A 12,762-nucleotide genomic window follows, 5' to 3' on the forward strand; every position below is an offset into this window, starting at 1 on the left:
TCCGTTTAGAGTCCATCTTATTGATGGACTCGTTGATGAGATAGCAGTGTTACTCTTCAGCGTATAGCTCCAGTAACGCTTCAAAGCGCTTATTGCCATGCAGTGATTCAAAATCTCTTTCATGGGCAATCAAATCGCGGGTTGAAGGGCTGACTTCTATTGCTCGCGTAAGATCATCAATGGCTTGTTCTTCGACCCCGAGCCTTGCAAAAGCGCAAGCGCGTTGATAAAGCGCCGGTGCGTTTGCTTCATCCAAGTCCAATACGCGGTTACAAATACTGAGAGCCCAGTTGTACTCATTGGCTTCCATCGCAGCATCCGCTTTATAGGTGAGCGCTTCGAGATCGCCCGGACGAATATGCAGGATTTCATCATACACGGCGATTTTTTGCTCTGGCGTTTGCATGCTCTGCGCACGCAGCCAGAGGTTATGTACCTCATTGATGATCTCAATCTCTTTGTTGTTCTCACTGATGATTCGGGTCTTTCGCTTTAAGTCGCGCTCTAAAGCGATAAACTTCTTCTCATACTCTTGTGCTATCGCTTCCAGTCGCTTGTCTGCCATCTCTTTGGTGTTGACCTTCAACTCACGCAGTGACTGCCAACCCACAAAGGCGATCAAGGATGCCACACCAGCAATAATGTAGAAGAAATAGGTAACGGTCACGTTGGCGTAGTTTAGTGATTTATCGGCAACCGAAAGTTCTCGGTTGGTGATATCAATAACCAGTCTTCGTTCTAGATCTTGTTGAGACTCACGTAGGGATTTGAGCTCATCCAAAATGTATCGTTCCATCAGCGGGCGATCCAGTAAGTCTGACTCGGAATACTTTTCTTCGGCAAGGCTCGAAAAACTGGAAAAGGTAAGGAGGATCAAGAGAAGTGAAATGATAGAGCGCATTTGGCTTCCTTACTGTAAAAAAGTTGTAGATATTTATCGTTCTTTTTCACAGTAGCAGATCGGCGTATGGTAACGCAAAGCGTAAGCCTTTATTTTCTCGAAGATTGAGTTGCTTTATATAGATAAAGACCCCGCAGAGGCGAGGTCTTTAGGCTGAATTTGATGCCGTGTACAACTTGAAATAATGACGCTATCAGTACCCGTCTCTCTTCGTTGTATGAGGCATTAAATTATAGAACTTGTAGAATATCTTCGATTGGTAGACGCGCTTTAGGTTTACCGTGGTTATAGTCTTCACCATCTTTGTGGTAGCCCATCGCAAGTGCTACTTCACACACATAGCCGTCAAGCTCTTCTTTGAACAGTTCGCCGATCAGTTCTGGATCGACGCCTTCCATTGTTGTTGAATCAATACCCAAGCGAGCCAATACATGCAGCGTGTTACCCAGTGCTAAGTAAGTTTGTGCACGAGTCCAGTTACCATTGAAGCCAGTGGCATCTGTATTTGCTTCGGCAAAAGTGTATGCACCATCAAGCATGTTGTTGTACATGTCAGCAGGTAGGTGACCAGAAGTCACTTCTGCATCAACCACTTTTTTATAGTTGTCTTTGGTGTAGTTTGGGTTGTAGGCAAACAAAATAACATGTGACGCTTCTTTCGCGTGCGGCTGGTTAAATTGATGCTTATTAGCGAAAGTGTCATGAAAGCGCTGTTTCGCTTCTTCACTTTCAATCACAATAAATTTCCAAGGCTGTGAGTTGATTGAAGAAGCTGATAGACGAATTGCTTGGTAAATCACGTCAAGATCCGCTTGCGGGATACGCTTTTCTGCATCGTAGCGTTTTGCAGTATAACGAGATTGTAAGTCAGCAATAATTGGATGTGTCATAGTCGTACCTTTTGAATTCTTCTGGCGGATGCCGTGTTTACGAGGAGCATTCTAAGAGGATTGCGACGGGAGAAAAACTATCTTGCAATTGAAACATTATCAAAAAAAAATTGATAATAGCCGATCGTAAACGTGAGCGTGGAGTCTTGGCGGAATAGGTTGGTCAACGTCCCTAGCATTAGCTGCCAACCAGTTTGATTAAACGTTCTGCGGTTTCAATTGCTTGTTTGCGGTTGGCAATATTGAGCTTTTGATACAGGTTACGGATATGCGTTTTTATCGTCGTGCCAGCAACATCTAACTGTTGGGCGATCTGCTCGTTGCTTAAGCCTGAATAGATCAATCCTAGCACCTGCCATTCACGCTGGGTCAATGGACTATTGCGTACCAGTTCCGGCACTTCGGGGTGATGGACTATTTGTGCGACCAAACTTTCGTCAAAGTGTGCAGAGCGGCTGCGTTGTGCCGCGCTGACAGATTTTAGCAGTAAGTTGACGCGATAACAGGTCAGTTCATCCAGTTCTGCTTGAAAGCCACTGTGTTGCAGTAGGGGTTTCAGCTCTTCAATGTTATAGAGAAAGTCCCCCATAATTGCTGTTTGGCTAGCGAGTGATAATGCCTGTTGCAACTCATGCCTCGCCTCGGCTTTATGACCTGTCGCTAAACTGAGCAATACGTCGATAATCGCATTTCGGCTGTGGTCGGCAAGAAGATGATGTTGGACCGCGACGTTATCCAATGTTTTGATAGTCTCGCTGGCTTGTGGGTATAAACCTAAAGCAAGTTGAGCACGAGCAATGTTTCGTCCCTGTAGTTGGGAAAAGTGATTGCTGGCTGGGTTTATCAGTTGGGCGTTATCAAGCCAGAGTTTGATTGCATCATGATCTTGTTTGGCCTGCCAAAACAGAAGCATAGCGAGGTCGGCATGTGCGCTGCCATCGAGATGATAAAACTCATGACTCATCCTCAGTTCAACTTCCGCAATATATCGGGCTGCTTTATCCATGTCTCCACGACAAAGTGCGATGCGTGCTAACAGCGCATAGCTGTGTAGGGATAACTTATCTGGTTGTGAGTGAAGTACGCTGAGCGCTTGCTTTACACACTGCTCGGCATCATCCAGTCGGTTCCAACTAAACAGCAGCTGGGCACGGGAGCGCAAAAGAAATTCATGAAGTAAGTTCTGCTCTAACTGCTGATCCTGGATTAATTGAAAACCACTTTCTTGCACATCAAACGCTGCCTGTAAGTAGCCCTTAGCAAACAAGACTTCGCTCTGCTGCAAAATCGCCCATAGGGCTTGGTGATGAACTTGATATTGACGCGCTAGCTTCTCCGTTTGTTGCATTAGAGGTAGAGCACGGTCTAAGTAACCGAGGACATGGTTAACTTCACCAATCACTGAGGTGGCAACAATACGACTATGAAACGCCTGTCCATCAATTTGACTCAAAGCGAGCTCTGCGAGTTCGAGCGCTTGCTGCGGCTGATTGTTGCTGATCGCTATTTGAGCTTTGAGCGCATTAAACTCGCCTTTCTCACTACTGGTGGTGGCGGTTTTAAGTGAGTCTGCTTGGAGTAATATTAAGCCGACATCCTCATTACGCTGTTGGCTTTGTGCTAGCCAAGCATGGAGGAGGCAAAGTGTGGCATTTTGATAAATCTGCGTTGAATTTAAACTGCTTAGAGCATTCTTTAGCCGCTCCGTGCTGCCTCGGTTAAACAGTTCCCAGCCAGAACGCTGCAAAATCTCGATAGTCATGTTTGAGTCGTTTGTTTGCTCGGCGTGATAGAGCGCTTGCTCAGGATTTGCATGTGCGAGCCAAGCTTGAGCTGCACGTTGCTGCAGTTGGGGTTCTAAACCAATAAAGCGGTTTTTACGTTCATCAGAGAGAAATGCCTGAAACAGACTATGAAACCGAAACCAGTTGTGTTGACCGCGTATTGGCTCAATAAAAACGCCAAATTGTTGCAGGTTTTCGATAACTGATTGAGCATCGTTGCGCTGGGTTAACATTGCCGCCAGTGTGTGATTAAACTTATCTAAAATGGAGCAATACAAAAGAAACTCTTGGGTTTCGCTATCGACATTGGCAAAGACTTCTTCGACAAGGTACTCCCATAGATGGGTTTGATTGACTTGAACTTGGCTCGGGTCAAGGGGGGGCAATGTTTGATCATGGCTTTGCCATGTGATCAACTCAAGTGCTGAGGGCCAGCCCTCAACATACTCATACAGCTGCTGAGCTTGTTCAAGACTTGGTGGCGTCGTCAGTCGTTGTTGGAGGAAAGCAAGTGTCTCATCCATATTGAACGCCAATAGAGATTGATCGATTTCGCTGACTAAGCCATGAACACGTAAACCCGCAATACCAAGCGGCGGATTCGAACGGCTTGTGATGATCAGCGTAATGTTCTCAGGCATTAGCTTAATAAAGTAGCTCATTGCTTGATGGATCTTATCATCGTGGATGTGATGATAATCATCCATCACGAGATAACATGTTTTGCTGTATTTACTGATTTGCTTGAGAGCTTCAGTGACAATGACCATCACATCAAGCGATTGTGCTTGCTCAACGCACTTAAGGATGCTTTTACAGGCTTGGTTGCTTGCCTCGTTGAGCGCGGCTACAAAGTAGCAAGCAAAGCGATAGGGGTCATTGTCGTTAGCGTCAATATTGAACCAACCAACGCCTTGCTTTGAGGAGAGCCATTGTGATGCAGCGGTGGTTTTTCCATATCCGGCAGGCGCACGCATAAGCACAAGTTTCTTTTTCTCAGCCTGTTGAAGGCATTCCAGAACCTGATTACGCTGAATGAGCTCAATCATATAGCTTGGGCGACTGAGTTTGGAAGGAATCCACATCCTGTTGTTATCCTTATCTAACCAATCAAACCATCGACCTTTGTCAGGTTATGGCATTCTTTTGCTTATGTTAGGGATAAAAATCGTCGTTGAGTATGGCTAGTTAATGAAGATTGAGGATAACAATGCCTAACTCACGCTTTATTGTCTGCTACGCCTTTAAAATGTGACATTGATCGTCTCTAGGTCGATTTTGACCGCTTTATCAGCGAAATTTTGCTTTGGACAGCACCTATCATCTTGTTTATATCCCTAAAAATGTGAACTGAACGGCATAATGATGGTTTAGACGCCTATTCTCGCGACGCTCTTTATAGGGCGTTTTTAGCTTGGTTTCTGTTTTGATGTGATGAGTTTCACGTTAAATCTGACGATGGATAGTGAAAGTGTGATTTTAATCTTGTTTTTGCTGCTGTTTATCCTTCTACGCCCCTCCTTCTCCTCCTTTAGCTGCGTATTCATAGGGGGATGTATCGTTGTCGCTAGCTAAGCACGATGAGATCAACCAAGTATTTTTTTGTTGCTTGGCAATGACCGGGAAACTAGCAGAGACTTTAGCGATGAAACCAATACAGCAGAATCAATTCGACAAAGCTTCATTCCAAAATAGTGTTAAGAAACACCTGAGTTCAACTTACGCAACAACAGTAGAGAAGGCGTCTAGCCGCGCATGGTACCTAGCAATGGGGCGAGCGTTGGCAGAGTTAACCACATTTGATTTGTTAGAGACCGAGCAAGACGAAAAAATCCGCAATGCAAAGAGCGTCAACTATCTCTCCCTTGAATTTTTGATTGGTCGCTTAACGGGCAACAATCTAATTAGTATGGGTCTGTATGAGCATGTTGCACAAGCCATGGCGGAGTTGGGGCAGAATCTGACCGATCTCTTAGAAGAAGAACGCGATCCTTCTTTAGGCAACGGGGGGTTAGGACGACTGGCTGCATGTTTTATGGACTCGCTCGCAGCACAAGAGTTTCCGACGGTGGGCTACGGCTTACACTATGAATACGGGCTTTTTAAACAATCTTTTGTACAAGGACATCAGCAAGAAGCGCCAGATGCATGGTGTGGTGTTGAGGGATACCCGTGGGAAATTGCTCGCCCAGAGTTGGCGCAAGAAATTGGCTTCTATGGGCACGTTGAGGTGGAGCAGGTCAATGGGCGTGAGGTCCGTCGTTGGGTGCCGGGGATGACAGTGCAGGCGATGCCATGGGATATTCCTATTGTCGGTTATCAGAGTGAAACCGTATACCCTCTAAGGCTTTGGGAATGTCGAGCAATTGCTCCGTTCTCGTTAGAGAGCTTTAATAATGGTAACTATTTTGAAGCTCAACACGCGCTAATTGATGCTGGCAACATCACTAAAGTGTTGTACCCCAATGACAACCACGAGAAAGGTAAAACGCTGCGCTTGATGCAGCAATACTTCCACAGTGCTTCATCAGTGCGTGATATTTTACGTCGTCATGAAGAAGCGGGGCACACCTTAGCGTCTTTGCCGAAGTTTGAAACCATTCAACTTAATGATACTCACCCAACCATCGCCATTCCTGAGTTGATGCGTATTTTGGTCGATGAAAAAGGTATGGGCTGGGATGAGTCATGGGCCATTTGCTCAAAAACTTTTGCCTACACCAACCACACGTTACTACCGGAAGCACTTGAAACGTGGAGCGAATCTCTGATTCAGCGTTTATTGCCGCGCCATATGGAGATCATCTACCACATTAACCACTTGTTCTTGAAAGAAGTGCGAGAGAAGTGGCCAGGCGATGTTGCTAAGCAACGTAAATTGTCGATTATTCAAGAAGGTTTCCACCGAATGGTGCGAATGGCGAACTTGTGTGTGGTTGGCTCTTACGCGGTGAACGGGGTGGCAGCTTTGCACTCTGAGCTAGTAAAACGCGACTTGTTCCCTGAGTTTCACGAGCTATACCCGAACCGTCTACAAAATGTCACCAATGGTATTACACCGCGCCGTTGGCTCAAATTCTGTAACCCAGGGTTAAGCCAACTGATTAGCGAGAAAATTGGGGATGATTGGGCTGCCGATCTTGACCGGCTTGAGGCGATTTCTCAGTTTGCCGATGACAAAGCGTTTCAGCAGCAGTTTATGGCGGTCAAAAAAGCCAATAAACAACGCCTAGCCGATTGGGTGAAAGCGAATATGGATATTGAGCTGGATACCAACGCTATTTTTGATGTTCAGATCAAGCGTTTGCATGAGTACAAGCGTCAGCATTTGAATATGCTGCACATCTTATCGCTATATCACCGTTTACTAAACGATGCTGATTTTGACATGGTGCCACGCGTCTTTATCTTTGCCGCTAAAGCTGCACCGGGTTACCACCTTGCCAAACAGATCATCTATGCGATCAATAAGATTGCAGAGAAGGTGAACAACGACCCACGCATTAATAACAAGCTTAAAGTGGTGTTTATGCCCGATTATCGCGTCAGCATGGCGGAGATTATTATTCCCGCCGCTGATGTGTCTGAGCAGATCTCTACTGCAGGTAAAGAAGCCTCCGGTACCGGTAATATGAAAATGGCACTAAATGGTGCATTAACCATAGGTACTATGGATGGGGCGAACGTTGAGATCCGTGAAGAAGTGGGAGACGACAATATCTACATCTTTGGTTTAGAGGTGGATGAGGTCGAGCGTCTGCATGCCTCTGGTTATAACCCATATGCTTACTATAATGCTGACCCGCTTTTAAAAGCATCGTTGGATCTGCTGATTGGTGATGAGTTTACCCCAGGAGAGCCTGGTAAGCTTGGCGCAACCTACGATAGCGTGCTTGATGGTGGTGATCCGTATCTAGTGCTGGCAGATTTTGCTTCTTACGTCGCAGCTCATGAAGCGATTGATAGCCAATATCGAGACCAATCCGGTTGGGCGAAGAAAGCCATTCTCAACACCGCGTTAGTTGGCAAATTTAGCTCAGATCGCAGCATTAGAGACTACGTTAATAACATTTGGCAGCTAGAAAGCGTTAAACGTTAAGTGCAGCAAGGCCGCTGAAAGGTGGCCTTTGTCTTATGGCTTTCGGAGAAGTTTATGATCAGTAATACCGTACTTAAACAGGCGGCTGATGCTGCCAATATCGCCGACTCATACATCAGTGCTTGGGGAAGTGAAGCCAATGTAGAGCAAGAGAGTATTTTACGTTTACTTGCCGCATTGGGTTACGACACCAAAGATGACCAAGCGTTACTGGCAAGCTGTGCCCAAAAAGCCCAGCTTGATGTGTTAGCGCCCGTTGTTGTGCTTAAGCAAAATCAAGCATTTGAATTTGCTCTCAATATCGGAAAAACAGCTCGTGAGAGTGATTTTAAGTGGTCAATCCAAACTGAACTGGGCGAAAGACTGGAAGGGGAAGTGAGCGCGAATATTGTGCGCGATGACCGAGCCACTGGCGGCGCACTTGTCGTGGCACTGCCAACCGAGTTGCCGTGGGGTTATCACCAATTAATCGTTGAGAAAAAAAGACGTAAGACCCCTTATCAAGCTCGTTTGATTGTCACACCGCAAGCGTGCTTTAAACAGCCTTCTATGGATCAAGGCAAAAAAATGTGGGGGCCCAGCATTCAGCTCTACACGTTAAAAAGTAGCCATAACTGGGGCATGGGAGATTTTGGTGACCTCAAACAACTGGTGGCAGAGATTGCATCCCGAGGTGGCGACTTTGTTGGGCTAAACCCCATTCATTCACTGTTTCCAGCAAACCCAGAAGCGGCAAGTCCGTATAGCCCCTCATCACGCCGTTGGCTGAACATTCTCTATATTGATGTGAGTGCCGTCCCAGAGTTTGCTTTGAGCAGTCAAGCTCAGCAAATGGTCGGCAGCGCTGAGTTTCAACAACGTTTACAGAGTGTTCGAGATACGCATTGGGTGAATTACAGTGAAGTCGCGGCGTTGAAACTCAGCGTTTTGCCTATGCTATTCGCTGAGTTCAAAACTCGCCATATCGACACTGATAGTGAGCGAGCGAGCCAGTTTCTTGAGTTTGTCGAGTTAGGTGGGGAGAGCTTGTTGCATCAGGCGGCCTTTGATGCATTGCATGCCGAACTTCACCAGCAAGACAGTTCGATTTGGGGCTGGCCGGTTTTTCCAGCGCAATACCAGCGTTTTAGTAACCAAGCGGTTCAGGATTATATCGAAAATAATCGTGACCAAGTCCATCTGTATATGTATCTACAGTGGATTGCGGATTGTCAGGTGCAAGAAGCACAACAACTGGCGCAAAGCAAAGGTATGTCAGTTGGCTTGTATCGTGACTTGGCTGTCGGTGTGGCTGACTCAGGAGCGGAAACTTGGGCTGATGAAGGCAACTTAGTACAAGATGTTAGCATTGGCGCCCCACCCGATATACTGGGCCCGCTGGGGCAAAACTGGGGATTGCCACCTCTGAATCCTGAGCGCTTACAAGCGACAGGCTATCAAGCTTATATTGATTTACTGCGCGCCAATATGAAGCATTGTGGCTCGCTACGTATTGACCATGTGTTAGGGCTACTGCGTTTGTGGTGGATTCCTAAGGGGGAGAACGCGACCAAAGGGGCTTACCTTTATTACCCTGTGGAAGAGATGTTGGCGATATTGGCGTTGGAATCTCATCGCCATCAGTGCAGCGTAATTGGTGAAGATTTAGGGACTGTCCCCGAAGAGATTGTCGATAAGTTGCGCGAAGCTGGTGTTCATTCATACAAAGTCTTTTTCTTCGAAACCTCAAGTGAAGATGGCGGTTACCTATCTCCTGCTCATTACGCTGGTCAATCAATGTCGGCACTTTGTACTCATGATATGCCCACCTTACGTGGCTTCTGGCATTGCGATGACTTGAAGCTGGGTAAAGAGCTAGGTCTGTACCCCGATGAAGAACAGTTGCAAGGTCTATTTGATGCTCGGCTTAAGAGTAAGCAAGGTATTTTGGATTCCGTCGCATGGCACGGATACCTACCCGATGGCGTAGGGCGCGATGCGTCGTTAGTGCCAATGGATAGATACTTAGCAGAAGCGTTGCAGCTTCATGTGGCAGCGGGGGCTTCAACCCTGCTTAGCGTGCAGCTAGAAGATTGGCTTGAAATGGATCAGCCCGTCAATATCCCCGGCACGGTTAACGAGTATCCTAACTGGCGACGCAAGTTGTCGATGGATTTGGAGCAACTGTTTAGTGTCGATGCGGTGAATCAAATTGCCGATAAGCTCTCGCAAGTGCGCAGCAGTGCCAGTTGAGGGAGCAACGGAGTAGTCAGCCATCGTTGAGTGAGTTCGATGGCTGACTTGTTGAACTCACGTCCTGATATTTTTGTTAGTCTACTCAAGTAACCTCAAGATGCTTGGTTCAGCGAGAATGACTTGGTTTGTAGGCAAGGCAACGAGTTACAGGTCTAGTGGTTCTAAACCAAAAATCGTTAACGATGCATACGAACCAAGGAAACTCGCCCTTCGGGAGCCAGTCACTGGCCCGATTTCTGCGTCAAACTACTTGAAAATAGATGGCTATTTCACGTCGCAGTTTTCCTTGTCTTCGAACCAGTGACAAGGCTCTGAATCCTGCATTTTGAAGTCACTTGAGTATAAGTGTTTGTATTTATTCAGTTGCGAAATGATTGAGGCGAGGGATACGCTTGAGTTCAAAAGATTTTTATCCCCTTTTAAGTTGGGGCTGCAACTGGCTCTCGTTTGGGTATAGTATGTAATTCCAAGCCGCTGCAAACGACTTGAGTATAAATAATTCTTTGCCCGCAATGGAACAACATAAGCGGGCTTTTGCTTGTTGCTAGAGTGTAGCTAGCGCAATGAAAGTTAGGTTAGGGAGAGAATAACTTGAATACCACTGTTGAAAAAAAGATGCAGGCTTATAACCAGCTTTCTGATGCCTCTTTTTCTGACCCATTTGCCTTTTTGGGCCCATATATAAATGCCTCGCAAACTTCGTTGCGGGTGTGGATGCCGGGCGCAGATAAGGTGGAAGTGGTGCTTGATGATAGTATGCGTATCCCACTTACGCGTGAAACTGAGGGTGGCTTTGTTTTATCGCAGCAACGCGATTTACGCTTTACTCACTATCAACTTGCGGTTGATTGGTCAGGCGTTGAACAAATTGTTGATGACCCATACCAATACCATGCAATTTACGCCGAGTATGACGATCTGCATACGCCAAAGAATATGTATCATCATATGGGGGCGCAGTTCATCACGCTTGAACGTGATGGACAAATGGTTTCTGGGGTTCGCTTTCTGGTTTATGCGCCACATGCCAGTGCGTGTAGCTTGATTGCTGACTTTAACCATTGGGATGGGCGTCGTACGCCGATGCAGCGTTTAGATTACGGTATTTGGGGGATCTTTATACCTAATCTCACGGAAGGTGTTCGCTACAAGTTCGAACTAAAAGGACCGCATGGTGAACGTGTTGCTCATAAAGCGGATCCTTGGGGTTGTTTTGCAGAGCAGTACCCTTCGTTCTCTTCGGTCACTTATGATCATCAGCGCTATCAATGGCAAGACAGTGTTTGGCAGCAACGCCCTGTCAGTGATAAGCGTAAGCAAGCATTGGCATTTTATGAGTTGCATGCAGGCTCTTGGCGTCGTGACGAAAACGGACAATTTTTAAACTATCGGCAGTTGGCTGATCAGCTCGTACCGTATTTGCTTGATTTAGGTTATACCCATGTTGAGTTAATGCCTGTCTCTGAGCATCCGTTTTACGGCTCTTGGGGGTATCAGCCGGTCGGTTTGTTTGCCCCAACGAGTCGTTTCGGTACCCCAGATGACTTTAAATACTTTGTTGATACTTGTCACCAAGCCGGCATAGGCGTAGTGCTTGATTGGGTACCTGCACATTTCCCGTCTGACGATCATGGCTTAGCAAATTTTGACGGCACTCCGTTATTCCACGATCCTGACCCACGTCGCGGCTGGCACCAAGACTGGAACTCATACATCTACGATATGAGCCGCGAGCATGTGCGTCGCTTCTTGGTATCCAACGCGCTATATTGGTTTGAGCAATTCCATATTGATGGTATCCGTGTTGATGCAGTGGCATCAATGCTCTATCTAGATTATTCCCGTAGCCATGATCAGTGGGTGGCTAATATCGACGGTGGTAACGAAAACTACGACGCAATTGCGACATTAAAGTGGATGAACGAAGAAGTGTATAAACACTTCCCAAATGCGATGACAATTGCAGAAGAATCGACGGCATTCCCTGGTGTATCGGCGCCTACCTACCTTGGTGGCTTAGGATTTGGTTTTAAATGGAATATGGGCTGGATGCACGACAGTCTTGCCTACATAAAAGAAGACCCTGTCCATCGTAAATATCATCACAACACCATTACTTTCCCATTGATTTACGCCCACAGTGAAAATTATGTATTGTCGTTGTCTCACGATGAAGTTGTGTATGGCAAAGGTTCGATTCATAACAAAATGCCGGGCGATGAGTGGCAGCAAACCGCTAACCTCAGAGCCTATTACGGATATATGTATGGTCAGCCGGGTAAGAAGCTCAACTTTATGGGCGCTGAGCTTGGGCAAACTGCCGAATGGAACCATGATGACCAACTGCAATGGTTCCTGCTGGAGTTTGAACGACATAAAGGGGTTCAAGATCTTACCCGAGATCTCAATGCCCTATACCGTCAAGAGGCGGCTCTGCATCAGCTTGACTGTGAACCGAGTGGTTTTGAGTGGCGGTTACAAGACGCAGCAGATGACAGTATTCTCGCCCATGAGCGGATGAGCGAAACAGGCGAGCGTATTTTGGTGATCTCCAACTTCACTCCAGTGCCACACAATGAGTTTTTACTGGGTGTACCAGTTGCTGGGTGCTACCAACTGCTGCTCAATACTGACAGCGCTAAGTACCATGGTAGTGATTATCCGGTTGTGGAGCAGATAGAGACGGTGAGTAAGAGTTGCCAAGGTTTGGCTCAGTCACTGGCGTTGAGCTTACCGCCACTCTCAACGCTGTTTTACAAACTGGTTAAGTAAACCCTCTCTCGATTGAGCCCTACTTGTTTAAGTGGGGCTTTTTTTATCAAGTTTCGTATTTTCTCCTACACTGTTGAAAAG

The 12,762-nt window shown here is 46.5% G+C and carries 6 protein-coding genes; 3 read left to right on the forward strand and 3 right to left on the reverse strand.

What is annotated here, in order from left to right; translation table 11 throughout:
- Positions 1 to 49: 49 nt before the first annotated feature.
- The 3 genes from GZK95_RS15445 to malT all read right to left on the reverse strand — a co-directional run bounded on the left by GZK95_RS15445 (position 50) and on the right by malT (position 4,660).
- Positions 50 to 901 carry a tetratricopeptide repeat protein gene (locus GZK95_RS15445; protein WP_075715526.1) on the reverse strand — a complete coding sequence of 284 codons (852 nt, stop codon included), beginning with the start codon at positions 899 to 901 and terminating at the stop codon, positions 50 to 52.
- A gap of 230 nt (positions 902 to 1,131) precedes the next feature.
- Positions 1,132 to 1,791 (reverse strand): NAD(P)H-dependent oxidoreductase, encoded by a 660-nt coding sequence (locus tag GZK95_RS15450; protein ID WP_075705870.1) that lies wholly within the window; start codon positions 1,789 to 1,791, stop codon positions 1,132 to 1,134.
- 178 nt (positions 1,792 to 1,969) lie between these two features.
- Positions 1,970 to 4,660, reverse strand: a complete 2,691-nt coding sequence (gene malT / locus GZK95_RS15455) for an HTH-type transcriptional regulator MalT (protein WP_075715525.1) — start codon at positions 4,658 to 4,660, stop codon at positions 1,970 to 1,972.
- 560 nt (positions 4,661 to 5,220) lie between these two features.
- Between malT and GZK95_RS15460 the strand changes: the two genes are divergently transcribed.
- The 3 genes from GZK95_RS15460 to glgB all read left to right on the forward strand — a co-directional run bounded on the left by GZK95_RS15460 (position 5,221) and on the right by glgB (position 12,681).
- Positions 5,221 to 7,674, forward strand: a complete 2,454-nt coding sequence (locus GZK95_RS15460; RefSeq protein WP_075715539.1) for a glycogen/starch/alpha-glucan phosphorylase — start codon at positions 5,221 to 5,223, stop codon at positions 7,672 to 7,674.
- A 54-nt stretch (positions 7,675 to 7,728) separates the two neighbouring features.
- Positions 7,729 to 9,906, forward strand: a complete 2,178-nt coding sequence (gene malQ, locus GZK95_RS15465; protein ID WP_075715524.1) for a 4-alpha-glucanotransferase — start codon at positions 7,729 to 7,731, stop codon at positions 9,904 to 9,906.
- Between the two features lie 618 nt (positions 9,907 to 10,524).
- On the forward strand, positions 10,525 to 12,681 hold the full coding sequence (glgB, locus tag GZK95_RS15470; protein WP_139315078.1) for a 1,4-alpha-glucan branching protein GlgB: 2,157 nt from the start codon (positions 10,525 to 10,527) through the stop codon (positions 12,679 to 12,681).
- Positions 12,682 to 12,762 lie beyond the last annotated feature (81 nt).

This window comes from Vibrio panuliri (assembly GCF_009938205.1).
Lineage (GTDB): Bacteria > Pseudomonadota > Gammaproteobacteria > Enterobacterales > Vibrionaceae > Vibrio > Vibrio panuliri.